We start from the raw sequence: 13,800 nt of genomic DNA, 5'->3' as shown, positions 1-13,800 counted from the left end.
AGGAAGTCGGCGCGCGCGCCATCGAGGTCAAGGCGCGCGACTACGGCCACGATCTCGCCGCCATGGCCGCGGCCATGGCGGCGGACACGCGCCTGGTCTTTATCGCCAACCCCAACAACCCGACCGGCACCTTCCTGCCGGCAGCCGACATCGAGGCCTTCCTGGCCAAGGTGCCGGCCGACGTCGTGGTGGTGCTGGACGAGGCCTACAACGAATACCTGGACGACGCGCAGCAGTACGATTCGATCGCGTGGGTCCGCAAGTATCCCAACCTGCTGGTGTCGCGCACCTTCTCCAAGGCTTACGGCCTGGCCGGCCTGCGCATCGGCTACGCCGTGGCGCAGCCTGCGCTCACCGATCTGCTCAACCGTATCCGCCAACCCTTCAACGTCAACAGCCTGGCGCAGGCCGCGGCGGTGGCGGCGCTGGGCGATGCGGCCTTCCTGCGGCGCAGCGCCGAGCTCAACCGTGCCGGCAAGGCGCAACTGGTGGCGGCGTTCGACCGGCTTGGCCTGCAGTACGTGCCGTCCTCGGGCAATTTCGTGCTGGTGCGTGTGGGCCAGGACGATGGCGCCGGCGCGCGCGTCAACCTGGCGCTGCTCAAGCAGGGCGTGATCGTGCGGCCGGTGGGCAACTACAACTTGCCGCAATGGCTGCGCATCACCATCGGCCTGCCTGAAGAAAACGCTGCCTTTATCGCGGCGCTGGAAAAGGCCCTCAAATAAGCGCTGTCCCGGCCCCTGTGCGGGCCGGCACCGTCCCGGATGCCGGAATGGCGGCGCCGACGCCCGGCGGAGAAGTTACAATATCGGATTCCCGAACTTCCTTGCCTGGCAGCGTATCCCCGTGACCGTTCCTGCGTCCGCTCCATTTTTTTCCCGTGTCGTCATTGTCGGCGTCGGCCTGATCGGCGGCTCGCTGGCACTCGCGCTCAAGCGCGCGGGTGCGGTTGGCACGGTGGTCGGCGTTGGCCGCTCGCAAGCTTCGCTCGAGCGAGCGCTCAAGCTGGGCGTGATCGACGAGGCGGCCGCGCTGGAAGACGCCGCCAAGGGCGCCAGCATGATCGTGCTGTGCGCGCCGGTGGCGCAGACCTTTGCGCTGCTCCATGCACTTGAGCCGCATCTGGAGCCCACCACCATCATCACGGACGCCGGCAGCACCAAGTCCGACGTCATCATGGCGGCCAAGACCGCGCTGGGCGACAAGGCGGCTCAGTTCGTGCCGGCCCATCCCATCGCCGGACGTGAGCTGCATGGCGTGGAAGCCGCGCTGGACGATCTCTATGTCGGCAAGAAAGTCGTGCTGTGCCCGCTGCAGGAAAATGCCCGCATCGACGTGGCCGCCGTGCGCGCCATGTGGGAGACCGCGGGCGCCCAGTGCAGCGTGATGTCGGCCGTGCAGCACGATGCCGTGTTTGCCGCCGTCAGCCATTTGCCGCACCTGCTGTCCTACGCGCTGGTGGCCCAGGTGGCCAATGCCGAAGACGCGGCGCTCAAGCTCGATTTCGCCGGCGGCGGCTTCCGGGATTTCACCCGGATCGCGGCGTCCTCGCCGGAAATGTGGCGCGATATCTGTGTTGGCAACCGCGAGGCGATGCTGAGTGAGCTCAGCACCTACCAGGCCATGCTGGCGCATCTGAAGACCCTGATCGAAAACAGCAACGGCGAGGGCCTGGAACGTATTTTCCAGCGCGCCAGCCAGGCGCGGCAGCAATGGGGCGCGCAGCGCGCGCCGGCTGTCAACGCCGAGCCCTGATCGTCACGCAATCGCCACGCCAGCCATACGCCACCACTACGCCAACGCCACGTCACCAACGGAGCGGCGCGCCTTTCATCGAAAGCCGCCGGCCAACTAGCATGCAAACCATGGAACATCTCACGCTCGGTCCCTTCACTCGCGCTTCGGGCACGGTTCGCCTGCCGGGTTCCAAGAGCATCTCGAACCGGGTCCTGCTGCTGGCGGCGCTGGCCGAGGGTGAGACCCGCGTGTGCGACCTGCTCGACTCGGATGACACGCGCGTGATGCTGCAGGCGCTGCGCACGCTGGGTGTCGAATGGCGCCAGGAGGACGGCGTTTGCGTGGTGCGCGGCGTGGGCGGCAATTTCCCCAACAAGGCGGCCGAGCTGTTCATGGGCAATGCGGGCACGGCCATCCGCCCGCTCACCGCGGCGCTGGCGCTGCAGGGCGGGAACTACAAGCTGTCCGGCGTGCCGCGCATGCATGAGCGGCCGATCGGCGATCTGGTCGATGGCCTGCGCCAGATTGGCGCGAGCGTCGCTTACCTTGGCACCGAGGGCTATCCGCCCTTGCAGATTTCTCCCGCGCAGATTCGCATCGATGCGCCGATCCGCGTGCGTGGAGACGTGTCCAGCCAGTTCCTGACGGCGCTGCTGATGACCTTGCCGCTGGCCGATGCGCCTGGCGACACCATCGAGATCGAAGTGGTGGGCGAGCTGATTTCCAAGCCCTATGTGGAGATCACGCTCAACCTGCTGGCGCGCTTTGGCATCGAGGTCCGGCGCGACGGCTGGTCACGCTTCATCCTGCCGGCTCGCGCCGCATATCGCTCGCCGGGCGAGATTTTTGTCGAGGGCGATGCGTCTTCGGCCTCCTACTTCCTGGCTGCGGGCGCCATCGGCGGCGGCCCGCTGCGGGTGGAGGGCGTGGGCATGGCAAGCATCCAGGGCGACGTCAAGTTTGCCGAGGCGCTTAACCGCATGGGCGCCAACGTGATGGCCGGCGCCAACTGGATCGAGGTCCGCGGCACCGAGCGCGACGATTGCCGCCTGCACGGCATCGAGCTGGACTGCAACCATATTCCGGACGCTGCCATGACGCTGGCCGTGGCGGCACTGTTCGCCGAAGGGCCCACCACGCTAACTAATATCGCCAGTTGGCGGGTCAAGGAAACTGACCGCATCAGCGCCATGGCCACCGAGCTGCGCAAGCTGGGTGTCGAGGTGGAAGAGGGCGCGGATTACCTGAAGGTGACGCCGCCGGCCCAATCCGCCTGGCAGACCCCGGCCGCCGGCATCGATACCTATGATGACCACCGCATGGCGATGTGCTTTTCGCTGGCCGCGTTCGGTCCGCTGCCGGTGCGCATCAACGAACCCGGCTGCGTCGCCAAGACGTTCCCGGATTACTTCGAGGTGTTTGGCACGGTGGCGCGCTGATCACGCGGCCAGTTGCAGGCCGTCGTCGCCGCGCCCGGTTTGGGGCGAGCGCTTGTGCAGCGCGCCGGGTTCGCGCCGTTCCCAGTAGCGGTCGAAGAAGTAATGCGCCACAGTGTTGACTGCCGGTTCGATGAACGTCACGGCGCCGCTGACAGCCAGATTGCCGGTCAGCGTGTAAGTGACGCCAAAGGCAATGGCAACGTGCATGATGCCGAACGACAGGGTCTTAGCCATGGTAGATTGCCTCGCGAAGATGTCGGTTGTTTGCTGCATGTGCCCGGGTTTTTGTCGGGTGGCCGTCACGAACCACATGCTAATGATTCTCAATTGATTTAAGAAATCAATATTTTGTTCTGTCTTAATAAACAATGACTATCGTCGACGTCATCACAATCGACGGGCCCACCGCATCAGGAAAGGGTACCGTAGCGCACAAGGTGGCCGACGCGCTCAGTTTCCACTTGCTGGACAGCGGTGCGTTGTATCGCCTGGTGGCGCTGGCCAGCGAGCGTGCGGGCATCGACATGCAGGATGTGGAGGGGTTGGCAAGCCTGGCTACCCGCCTCGATGTGAAGTTCGGGCCGGACCGTGTCTGGCTGCGCGGCGAGGAGGTCAGCCTGGTCATCCGCGCGGAAGCCACCGGCAACCGGGCCTCGGCGATCGCCGTCCACCAGCCGGTGCGCGACGCCCTGACGGCGCTGCAGCGCGGTTTTCGCAAGCTGCCCGGCCTGGTTGCCGACGGCCGCGACATGGGTACCGTGATTTTCCCGGATGCCCGGCTGAAGGTGTTCCTGACGGCAAGTGTCGAGGCGCGCGCTCGCAGGCGCTATAAACAATTGATTGATAAGGGAATTTCTGCTAATATCGAAGACCTTTTGCGAGACCTTGAGTCGCGCGACCAGCGGGATCGCTCCCGCACGGCCGCGCCGCTGCGTCCCGCAGAGGATGCGCACCTGCTCGATACCTCCGACATGACGGTGGATCAGGCGGTGGCGCAGGTGCTGCAGTGGTACGGCGCGCCGGGTTATTGACCCGCGCGAGTCCAGCCGCTGCAACATCGAAGTGCCGGCAGAGCCTGCAAGCGCAGATCCGCCGGTGTTGTTCAACCTGACCCCGCTGCCCGGTGCAGACTGAGCGCGATCCACGCGCCGGCCCGAGTACTGCGGATTGATACTCAAGTTTATGTCCGACCTGCAAACTAACGAATCCTTTGCCGCACTGTTCGAGGAATCCGTCGCCCGCTCCAATATGAAGGCTGGCGAAGTGATTTCCGCTGAAGTCGTGCGCATCGACCACAATTTCGTGGTCGTCAACGCCGGCCTCAAATCGGAAGCCTTTGTGCCGGTGGAGGAGTTCCTGAACGACCAGGGCGAACTCGAAGTGCAGGCCGGCGACTACGTCTCCGTGGCCATCGACGCGCTCGAGAACGGCTATGGCGACACCATCCTGTCCCGCGACAAGGCCAAGCGCCTGGCATCGTGGCTGAACCTCGAGAAGGCGCTGGAAGACGGCGAAATCATCTCGGGCACGGTCACGGGCAAGGTCAAGGGCGGCCTGACCGTCATGGTCAACGGCATCCGCGCGTTCCTGCCGGGCTCGCTGGTCGACGTGCGTCCGATCAAGGACACCACGCCGTACGAAGGCAAGACCCTGGAATTCAAGGTCATCAAGCTGGACCGCAAGCGCAACAACGTGGTGCTGTCGCGCCGCGCCGTTGTGGAAGCGACCCTGGGCGAAGAGCGCCAGAAGCTGATGGAAACCCTGAAGGAAGGCGCTATCGTCAACGGTATCGTCAAGAACATCACGGACTACGGCGCATTCGTGGACCTGGGTGGCATCGACGGCCTGCTGCACATCACCGACCTGGCATGGCGTCGTGTGCGTCACCCGAGCGAAGTGCTGTCGGTTGGCCAGGAAATCACCGCCAAGATCCTCAAGTTCGACCAAGAGAAGAACCGCGTCTCGCTGGGCGTGAAGCAGCTGGGCGAAGATCCGTGGGTCGGCATCTCGCGTCGCTACCCGCAAAGCACCCGCCTGTTCGGCAAGGTGACCAACCTGACCGACTACGGCGCATTCGTTGAAATCGAAGCCGGCATCGAAGGCCTGGTCCACGTTTCCGAAATGGACTGGACCAACAAGAACGTGGCCCCGTCGAAGGTTGTCCAGCTGGGCGACGAAGTCGAAGTCATGGTTCTGGATATCGACGAAGACAAGCGTCGTATCAGCCTGGGCATGAAGCAATGCAAGGCCAATCCGTGGGACGATTTCAGCCGTAACCACAAGAAGGGCGACAAGCTGGGCGGCCAGATCAAGTCGATCACCGACTTCGGCGTGTTCATCGGCCTGCCCGGTGGCATCGACGGCCTGGTGCACCTGTCCGACCTGTCCTGGCAAGAAACCGGCGAAGAAGCCGTGCGCAAGTACAAGAAGGGCGACGAAGTGGAAGCCGTGGTTCTGGGCATCGACGTCGACAAGGAACGCATCTCGCTGGGTATCAAGCAGCTGTCGGGCGACCCGTTCAACAACTTCATCTCGGCTAACGACAAGGGTTCCCTGGTCAACGGCACGATCAAGACTGTTGATGCCAAGGGCGCCGTCGTGCAACTGGCTGATGACGTCGAAGGCTACCTGCGCGCATCCGAAATCTCGGCTGACCGCGTGGAAGATGCTCGCAACGTGCTGAAGGAAGGCGAACAAATCACCGCCCTGGTGGTGAACGTCGACCGCAAGTCGCGCAACATCAACCTGTCGATCAAGGCCAAGGACAACGTCGAGCAGCAAGAAGCCATGCAAAAGTTCGCTGCCGACACCGGCACGGCTGGCACGACCAACCTGGGCGCGCTGCTGAAGGCCAAGCTCGGCCAGGACAACCAGTAAGCATTGGTTCTTACGCCTGCTAGCGGATGCCCATGACCAAGTCCGAGCTTGTCGAAAAACTGGCTGCCCGGTTCCCGCAGCTGTTGCTGCGGGATGCGGATATCTCGGTGAAGACGATCCTCGACGCGATGTCCGAAGCGCTGGCCGATGGCCACCGCATCGAGATTCGCGGATTCGGCAGTTTTGGTCTGAACCGGCGTCCGCCGCGCGTTGGGCGCAACCCCAAGTCCGGCGAACGCGTGCTGGTGCCCGAGAAACGGGTACCGCACTTCAAGGCGGGCAAGGAGTTGCGTGAACGTGTCGATCGCAGCCCGGCGCTGCCGCAGGCAGGTAGCGGCGGCGGTGCTGGTGCCAATGCCAACGGAAGTCACGTTGGCGGCGGCAATGCGAATGGCAGCATCCATGGCGGCAGCAATGGCCATGGCGCTGCGGCTGGTGCGGGTCATGCGACCGCGCCTGGCCAGGCGAAGCCGGCAGCCGTTGCCGGCAGCGCCTCGCATGATGACGGCGGGCTGAAACTGGCCCAGTCCTGAATCCGCTGTGTTTGGCTCGTGATGTGCCTGGATAGTCAAAAAAGCGCCCCTTATCGGGGCGCTTTTTCATTGCGTGTGCATACAAGAGGTTACCGTTGGCACGAGGCGATTCCGCTACAATGCCGGGAATCCACCGAGGGGGCGCCGCCCGCCGGCGTCCGCATCACCGGAGTCCGATCCATCCCATCTGCCGCATGAAGCCCGCATGAAACTTGTCGCCTGGATCATCCGCATCGTCCTGTTCGCGCTGCTGTTCGTGCTGGCGCTGCGCAACACCGCCGACGTCTCGCTGCAGCTCTTTTTCGACGCAGTCTGGCGCGCGCCCCTGATCCTGATCTTGCTGGCCGCTTTCGGGCTGGGCATCCTCGCAGCACTCGCTGCGCTGGCGCCTGCGCTGATGCGCCAGCGCATGGAGGCCGGCCGGCTGCGGCGTGCGCTGGGCGAGGCGCGCAGCCAGTCGGCGGAAAGTGCGCGCGACCCACAGGCCGCGGCAGGTTCCGGCATTCCTTACAACGTAGTTGGCCCGAAAGTCTGACCCATGATTTTTGAAACCTGGTGGCTGCTGGCGCTGCCGCTCATTTTCGGCCTCGGCTGGATGGCTGCCCGCTTCGATGCGCGCCAGCTGATGAGCGAGCAGGGCGCGCTGCCGCGCTCCTATTTCAAGGGGCTGAATTTCCTGCTCAACGAGCAGCCCGACCAAGCCATCGATGCGTTCATCGAGGTGGTGCGCCTGGACCCCGAGACCACCGAGCTGCACTTTGCGCTCGGCGCCTTGTTCCGCCGGCGCGGTGAAACCGAACGCGCCATCCGCGTGCACCAGAACCTGGCCAGCCGCCAGGATCTTCCCGATGCCGAGCGCGAGCACGCGCTCTATGAGCTGGGCCAGGACTTCCTGCGTGCCGGCCTGCTTGACCGCGCCGAGGAATCGCTGCGCCGCCTGATGTCCGGGCCGTATGCCGCCCCGGCAAAGCATGTGCTTCTGGAGCTCTACGAAGTCGAGAAAGAGTGGAAGAAGGCCATCGACGCGGCACGCGAACTGCAGCCGCTGGAGCACAAGGACTACAGTGTGCAGATCGCGCAGTTCTGCTGCGAGCTGGCGCAGGACGCGCTGCAGCGCAAGCAGCCCGACGACGCCATCGGCTGGCTGCAGCAGGCAGTCAAGGAAAACCCCGCCAATGTGCGCGCGCCGATGCTGCTGGGCGACGTGGCGATGGCGGCGGGCGACGCGCAAGGCGCGCTCGGCCACTGGCTTGGCATCGAGAAGCAGGATGCCTCCTACCTGCCGCTGGTGGCGGATCGCGTGGTCAAGGCGTACCGCCAGCTGGGCGACGATGGCCGGGCGCTGGAGTGGTTGCGTGGCCTGCTCAAGACCAACCTGGCTGCCGAGCTGCTCGATAGTGCCTATCGCGCCGAGCTGGAACTGCACGGCGCGCATGCCGCGGCCGTGCTGATGCGCGAGCAATTGCGCCGCCAGCCGTCGTTGCAGGCCCTGACCAAGTATTTCGAGGCGCAGGCTGCGGAGGTAGCGCAAGCCAGCGTGGCTGTCACTGCCGATGGGGCCGATGCCGAGCCGGCGGGCTCCGCCCACGATATCGAACATGAGCAGGAGGTGTCGGCGATTCGCGACTTGCTGCAACATCGCACGCGTAACCTGGCGCGCTATACCTGCCGCGAATGCGGCTTCCGCGCCCGATTGTTCTATTGGCAGTGCCCCGGCTGCAACCGCTGGGAAACTTATGCACCGCGCCGTTCCGAGGCGCTCGGCTGACGCTGGCGCCGATGCTGATGTTGATGCTTTAGCGCCGCACGCCAATCCCTATCTGGAGTACAAGTTATGAAAGTCACCATTATCGGCAGCGGCTACGTCGGTCTAGTGACCGGGGCCTGCCTGGCCGAGCTGGGCAACGATGTGTTTTGCCTGGACGTCGACGAACGCAAGATCACGATGCTCAATGCCGGCGGCGTGCCGATCTACGAACCGGGCTTGAAAGAGCTGATCCAGCGCAACCGCGAGGCTGGCCGGCTGACGTTTTCCACCGATGTGGCGGCCAGCGTGGAGCATGCCGACGTGCAGTTCATCGCCGTTGGCACCCCGCCCGACGAGGACGGCTCGGCCGACCTGCAATATGTGCTGGCGGCTGCCCGCAATATCGGCAAGTACATGACCGGCTTCAAGGTGGTGGTGGACAAGTCCACCGTGCCGGTCGGCACCGGCGACCGTGTCGCCCAAGCCATTCGTGAAGAGTTGGCCGCGCGCGGCCTCGAAGACCTGCAGTTCTCGGTGGTCTCGAATCCGGAGTTCCTGAAGGAAGGCGCCGCGGTGGAGGACTTCATGCGTCCCGACCGTATCGTGCTGGGCTGCAATGCCGACGTGGCAGGCCGCCACGCCAAGGCGATCATGCGCCAGCTCTACGCGCCCTTCAACCGCAATCATGAGCGTACTTTCTATATGGACGTGCGCTCGGCTGAGTTCACCAAGTACGCCGCTAACTCGATGCTGGCCACGCGCATCTCGTTCATGAACGAGCTGGCGAACCTGGCCGATGAGGTCGGCGCCGATATCGAGCTGGTCCGCATGGGCATCGGTTCCGATCCGCGCATCGGCTATAGTTTCCTGTACGCCGGTGCCGGCTACGGCGGCTCGTGCTTCCCCAAGGATGTGCAGGCGCTGATGCGCACCGCCAGCGCGCATGGCAAGCCCATGCGCGTGCTGGAAGCGGTGGAAGCGGTCAACGATGCGCAAAAGCAGGTCCTCGCCGACAAGGTCGTGCGCCGCTTCGGCGAGGATCTCACCGGCCGCACCTTTGCGATCTGGGGCCTGGCATTCAAGCCCAATACCGACGACATGCGCGAAGCGCCGTCGCGGGTGCTGGCGCAAGCGCTGGTGTCCCGGGGCGCCTGCCTGCGCGTGCATGATCCGATCTCCATGGCCGAGGCCAAGCATGCGCTGGCCCTCGATCTCGCGGACGTCGAAGGCGGCTTCGCGCGCGTGCATTTCAGCGACGCGCAGATGGATACGCTCGACGGCGCCGATGCCCTGGTCATCGTCACCGAGTGGAAGGTGTTCCGCAGCCCGGATTTCAACCAGATCAAGCGCCGCCTGAAGGCACCCGTCATCTTCGACGGACGCAATCTGTACGAGCCCGAAGCCATGCAGGAAGCGGGCATCGAATATCATGCGATCGGGCGGCCGACCACGACGCGCTGAAACGCAACCCAACGGGAACGACAAGCCAACGCCCCGGCTGACGGACCGGGCCGTGTTGCCAAGGATGTCCATGAGCAAGAACCATATTCCGCAGCAACAGATCAATCAATCGCGCATCCTGGTGGCGGGCGACATGATGCTCGACCGCTATTGGTTTGGCGATGTCGAGCGCATCTCGCCGGAAGCGCCGGTGCCGGTGGTGCAGATCAAGCGCAGCGACGAACGCCTCGGCGGCGCGGCCAACGTGGCGCGCAATGCCGCCGCGCTGGGCGCCCAGGTGGGCATGCTGGGCGTAGTCGGCGACGACGAGCCCGGCCGTACGCTGGAGGCGCTGCTCAGCGCCAGCCACGTGCAGCCCTACCTGCATCGCGACCCCACCGTCAACACCACCATCAAGCTGCGCGTGGTGGCGCACCAGCAACAGTTGCTGCGGGTGGACTTCGAGAATGTTCCGGGACATGAAGTGCTGGCTGCGGTGCAGGATCGTTTCCTGGCCCTGGTCAAGGAGTACAAGGTCCTGGTGCTCTCCGACTATGGCAAGGGCGGCCTGGCCCACGTCGGCCGCATGGTCGAGGCGGGCCGCGCCGCGGGCTGCCTGGTGCTGGTCGACCCCAAGGGCGACGATTACTCACGCTATCGCGGCGCCACGCTGATCACCCCCAACCGCGCTGAAATGCGGCACGTGGTGGGCGCCTGGAAGACCGAGTCCGATCTCACCATCCGGGCCCAGAACCTGCGGCGCGAGCTGCATCTCGAAGCGCTGCTGCTGACGCGCTCGGAGGAGGGCATGACGCTCTACACCGAAGCCGAGGTGCTGCACGTGTCGGCGCAGGCGCGCGAAGTCTACGACGTGTCCGGCGCCGGCGACACCGTGATCGCCACGCTGGCGACCATGCTGGGCGCGGGCGTGCCGCTCAAGGAAGCCGTGCAGCACGCCAATCGCGCTGGCAGCATCGTGGTGGGCAAGCTGGGCACCGCGGTCGTCACCTATCCTGAATTGTTCGGCACGCCGGCGTAATGGCCGCGCTGCCTCCTGGCTCGACTGAGCCCACACGACCATGACCATCATCGTTACCGGCGCTGCCGGCTTCATCGGCAGCAACCTCGTCAAGGGCCTGAACGAGCGCGGCGAAGACAATGTCGTCGCCGTCGACAACCTGACGCGCGCCGACAAATTCCACAACCTCGTCGACTGCGAGATCCGCGATTACCTCGACAAGGGCGAGTTTATCGAGCGCTTCAAGCGCGGCGAGTTCGGCAAGGTGCGCGCGGTGTTTCATGAGGGTGCCTGTTCGGACACCATGGAGACCGACGGCCGCTACATGATGGAGAACAATTTCCGCTACACCAAGGCGCTGATGGATGCCTGCCTGGAACAGGGCACGCAATTCCTCTACGCCTCGTCGGCGGCCACCTATGGCGCCTCGCAGGTGTTCAAGGAAGAGCGCGAATTTGAGAAGCCGCTGAACGTCTACGGCTACTCCAAGTTCCTGTTCGACCAGGTGGTGCGGCGCACGCTGCCGTCCGCGCTGTCGCAGATCGTGGGCTTTCGCTATTTCAACGTGTATGGCCCGCGTGAGGCGCACAAGGGCCGCATGGCCTCGGTGGCGTTCCACAATTTCAACCAGTTCCGCGCCGACGGCACGGTGAAGCTGTTTGGCGAGTATGGCGGCTATGTGCCGGGTGGCCACACCCGTGACTTCATCTCGGTGGAAGACGTGGTGAAGGTCAACCTGTTCTTCCTGGAGCATCCGGACAAGTCGGGCATCTTCAACCTCGGCACCGGCCGCGCGCAACCGTTCAACGACATCGCCGCGACCGTGGTCAACACGCTGCGCGAGGCCGATGGCCGGCCCCATCTGACGCTCGACGAGATGGTGCTGGAGGGCCTGGTGGAGTACATCAAGTTCCCCGACGCGCTGCGCGGCAAGTACCAGTGCTACACCCAATCCGATGTCTCGCGCCTGCGTGGCGCCGGGTACAAGGAAGCGTTCTACACCGTGGAAGAAGGCGTGTCGCGCTACTGCCGCTGGTTGTTGCAGAACAAGGGCTGAAGTCGCAAAGACGCGCGCATAGAACCACTTGCCGCCCGCTTTCCGCGCACTGTGGAAACACCTCGGTAGCGTTGAGGTGAACTTTTGTTGCGGGGTGCGCCAAGCCGCTTGCCCGCTCCTATCCTGCGTGTTGCTTCGTCCAGCCAGGGCGAAGCCACCTTCATCAACGGATAGGAGAAATTCCCATGTTCAAGCCAACTTTGACGCGTGCGTCCAGGCAGGTCCTGCTGGCCGCCGCCGTCTGGTTCTCGCTCTCTGGCGCCGCGCTCGCGGCGATCGATGTGAATACCGCCGATGAGGCCGCGCTGGTTTCGCTCAAGGGCATCGGGCCTGCCACGGCCAGCACCATTGTCAGCGAACGCAGCCGGGGCGGTCCTTTCAAGGATGCCGCGGATCTCGCCGATCGGGTCAAGGGCCTGGGGCAGAAATCGGTCGTGCGCTTGCAGGAGGCCGGCATGACCATCGGCGCCGGCGGCGCAGCCGCGCCGAAGGCCACGGTGGCCGCGGCGGCTCCGGCCAAGAAGGACGCCAAGGCGGAGAAGCCGCCGGCCAAGGCCGTTCGCTAAGGCTGCCGCGGGCGTGCTGCGCGGCGCCCGCCCCCGAAGCTATCCGATCGTCGAAGCCCCGGCCGAGCCCGGGGCTTTTTTGCTACCCATGCACCAGCACGAGGATCCGGCGCTGGTATGGCTCGTGCTAGTGCCGTGTGGCTTATCACGAATGCGGCCGCGCGGTATCATGCGGACGCTGTTGCGGCCCGAGCCGGCTGCGTGGCCCACAAAATCCAAAATCGAGCCGGACCTGCCCGCATACGGGGGGCGGCCAGGCCAATAAAAAGGGAGCTGGACAATGGGAAATAACGAGGACGCGGGATTCCTGCCCAAGTGGCGGCTAAAGACGCACGGCGTGATTGCGCCGGATGAGCGCCTGCCCGCCGGCCAGACCCTCCTGGCAGGGATCCAGCATGTGGTGGCGATGTTCGGCTCGACCGCGATCGCGCCGATCCTGATGGGCTTCAATCCCAATATCGCCATCCTGTTTTCCGGCATCGGCACGCTGATCTTTTTCCTGTGCGTGCGCGGCAGGGTGCCGAGCTACCTGGGCTCCAGCTTTGCCTTCATCGCGGTGGTGATCGCGGCGACCGGCTACGCCGGCAGCGGCCCCAACCCGAATATCCCGGTGGCGCTAGGCGGCATCATCGCAGCGGGCGTGCTGTACCTGCTCATTGGCCTGGTGGTGCAGTCGGTCGGCTATCGCTGGGTGGAGCGGCTGATGCCGCCCGTGGTGACGGGCGCCATCGTGGCGGCCATCGGCCTGAACCTGGCGCCGGTGGCGGTCAAGGCCGTGAGCGGCGCCGCGCTGGACACCTGGGTGGGCCTGGCCACGGTGCTGGCCGTGGGCATGGTCGCAGTCCATGCGCCGGGCATGCTGCGCCGGCTCCCGGTGCTGGTGGGCGGGCTGTTCGGCTACGTGCTGTACTTCGTCTGCGCCAACGGGCTGGGCATGGGCAAAGGCATCGATTTCTCCGGCGTGGCCGCCGCCGCCTGGTTCGGCCTGCCGGTCTTCTCCACGCCGGTGTTCCAGGCCAGCGCCATGCTGCTGATCGCCCCGGTAGCCATCGTGCTGGTGGCGGAAAACCTCGGGCATATCAAGGCCATCAGTGTGATGACCGGCCGCAATCTCGACCCGTATATCGGCCGCGCCTTCATCGGCGACGGCATTGCCACCATCATCTCCGCCGGCGGCGGCGGCACGGGCGTGACCACTTACGCCGAGAACATGGGCGTGATGGCGGTGACCAAGATCTACTCCACGCTGATCTTCGTGGTGGCGGCGGCGGTGGCGCTGGTGCTGGGCTTCTCGCCCAAGTTTGGTGCGCTGATCCTGACCATCCCGGGTCCGGTGATCGGTGGCCTGACCATTGTCGTGTTCGGCCTGATCGCTGCCACCGCCGG

The 13,800-nt window shown here is 65.0% G+C and carries 14 protein-coding genes; 13 read left to right on the top strand and 1 reads right to left on the bottom strand.

Annotated elements, in window-relative coordinates; genetic code table 11:
* The 3 genes from ACYP5B_RS17125 to aroA form a co-directional block, all read left to right on the top strand.
* A partial coding sequence (locus ACYP5B_RS17125) for a pyridoxal phosphate-dependent aminotransferase (protein ID WP_459570483.1) occupies nt 1-725 on the top strand: 725 nt, incomplete at its 5' end.
* Nucleotides 726-846: 121 nt separating this feature from the next.
* A complete protein-coding gene (locus ACYP5B_RS17120; RefSeq protein WP_459570482.1) occupies nt 847-1,755 on the top strand; it encodes a prephenate dehydrogenase in 909 nt (302 codons plus the stop codon).
* A gap of 110 nt (nt 1,756-1,865) precedes the next feature.
* Nucleotides 1,866-3,176, top strand: a complete 1,311-nt coding sequence (gene aroA / locus ACYP5B_RS17115) for a 3-phosphoshikimate 1-carboxyvinyltransferase (RefSeq protein WP_459570496.1) — start codon at nt 1,866-1,868, stop codon at nt 3,174-3,176.
* Here aroA and ACYP5B_RS17110 read toward each other — a convergent pair whose 3' ends face one another.
* Nucleotides 3,177-3,410: a DUF2061 domain-containing protein gene (locus ACYP5B_RS17110; RefSeq protein WP_459570495.1), complete on the bottom strand. Its 234-nt coding sequence runs from the start codon at nt 3,408-3,410 to the stop codon at nt 3,177-3,179.
* Nucleotides 3,411-3,544: 134 nt separating this feature from the next.
* Between ACYP5B_RS17110 and cmk the strand changes: the two genes are divergently transcribed.
* From cmk to ACYP5B_RS17060, 10 genes are all read left to right on the top strand, one after another.
* Nucleotides 3,545-4,207, top strand: a complete 663-nt coding sequence (cmk, locus tag ACYP5B_RS17105) for a (d)CMP kinase (protein WP_459570481.1) — start codon at nt 3,545-3,547, stop codon at nt 4,205-4,207.
* Nucleotides 4,208-4,358: 151 nt separating this feature from the next.
* Nucleotides 4,359-6,053, top strand: a complete 1,695-nt coding sequence (gene rpsA / locus ACYP5B_RS17100; protein ID WP_006158411.1) for a 30S ribosomal protein S1 — start codon at nt 4,359-4,361, stop codon at nt 6,051-6,053.
* A 32-nt stretch (nt 6,054-6,085) separates the two neighbouring features.
* Nucleotides 6,086-6,586: an integration host factor subunit beta gene (locus ACYP5B_RS17095; protein WP_400092515.1), complete on the top strand. Its 501-nt coding sequence runs from the start codon at nt 6,086-6,088 to the stop codon at nt 6,584-6,586.
* A gap of 205 nt (nt 6,587-6,791) precedes the next feature.
* Nucleotides 6,792-7,121: a LapA family protein gene (locus tag ACYP5B_RS17090; protein ID WP_318233399.1), complete on the top strand. Its 330-nt coding sequence runs from the start codon at nt 6,792-6,794 to the stop codon at nt 7,119-7,121.
* 3 nt (nt 7,122-7,124) lie between these two features.
* Entirely contained in the window at nt 7,125-8,354 is a 1,230-nt protein-coding gene (gene lapB, locus ACYP5B_RS17085) for a lipopolysaccharide assembly protein LapB (RefSeq protein WP_400092517.1), read from the top strand.
* Nucleotides 8,355-8,420: 66 nt separating this feature from the next.
* A complete protein-coding gene (locus ACYP5B_RS17080; protein ID WP_459570480.1) occupies nt 8,421-9,794 on the top strand; it encodes a UDP-glucose dehydrogenase family protein in 1,374 nt (457 codons plus the stop codon).
* A 70-nt stretch (nt 9,795-9,864) separates the two neighbouring features.
* The gene (rfaE1, locus tag ACYP5B_RS17075) at nt 9,865-10,812 is read left to right on the top strand and encodes a D-glycero-beta-D-manno-heptose-7-phosphate kinase (RefSeq protein WP_267605868.1); all 948 of its coding nucleotides are present in this window, start codon (nt 9,865-9,867) and stop codon (nt 10,810-10,812) included.
* Between the two features lie 40 nt (nt 10,813-10,852).
* Nucleotides 10,853-11,848 (top strand): ADP-glyceromanno-heptose 6-epimerase, encoded by a 996-nt coding sequence (rfaD, locus tag ACYP5B_RS17070; protein WP_459570479.1) that lies wholly within the window; start codon nt 10,853-10,855, stop codon nt 11,846-11,848.
* A 185-nt stretch (nt 11,849-12,033) separates the two neighbouring features.
* Nucleotides 12,034-12,414, top strand: coding sequence for a ComEA family DNA-binding protein (locus ACYP5B_RS17065; RefSeq protein WP_267605870.1), 381 nt, complete (start codon nt 12,034-12,036; stop codon nt 12,412-12,414).
* Nucleotides 12,415-12,694: 280 nt separating this feature from the next.
* On the top strand, nt 12,695-13,800 hold a 1,106-nt coding region (locus ACYP5B_RS17060), incomplete at its 3' end, for a solute carrier family 23 protein (RefSeq protein ID WP_459570478.1).

The sequence above is a fragment of the Cupriavidus sp. 8B genome (genome assembly GCF_054589115.1).
This window is presented reverse-complemented; position numbering and strand designations above follow the sequence as displayed.

Coding starts and splice junctions, on each gene's coding strand:
- aroA (WP_459570496.1), top strand. CDS start 1,866: ATGGAACATCTCACGCTCGGTCCCTTCACTCGCGCTTCGGGCACGGTT.
- ACYP5B_RS17110 (WP_459570495.1), bottom strand. CDS start 3,410: ATGGCTAAGACCCTGTCGTTCGGCATCATGCACGTTGCCATTGCCTTT.
- cmk (WP_459570481.1), top strand. CDS start 3,545: ATGACTATCGTCGACGTCATCACAATCGACGGGCCCACCGCATCAGGA.
- rpsA (WP_006158411.1), top strand. CDS start 4,359: ATGTCCGACCTGCAAACTAACGAATCCTTTGCCGCACTGTTCGAGGAA.
- ACYP5B_RS17095 (WP_400092515.1), top strand. CDS start 6,086: ATGACCAAGTCCGAGCTTGTCGAAAAACTGGCTGCCCGGTTCCCGCAG.
- ACYP5B_RS17090 (WP_318233399.1), top strand. CDS start 6,792: ATGAAACTTGTCGCCTGGATCATCCGCATCGTCCTGTTCGCGCTGCTG.
- lapB (WP_400092517.1), top strand. CDS start 7,125: ATGATTTTTGAAACCTGGTGGCTGCTGGCGCTGCCGCTCATTTTCGGC.
- ACYP5B_RS17080 (WP_459570480.1), top strand. CDS start 8,421: ATGAAAGTCACCATTATCGGCAGCGGCTACGTCGGTCTAGTGACCGGG.
- rfaE1 (WP_267605868.1), top strand. CDS start 9,865: ATGAGCAAGAACCATATTCCGCAGCAACAGATCAATCAATCGCGCATC.
- rfaD (WP_459570479.1), top strand. CDS start 10,853: ATGACCATCATCGTTACCGGCGCTGCCGGCTTCATCGGCAGCAACCTC.
- ACYP5B_RS17065 (WP_267605870.1), top strand. CDS start 12,034: ATGTTCAAGCCAACTTTGACGCGTGCGTCCAGGCAGGTCCTGCTGGCC.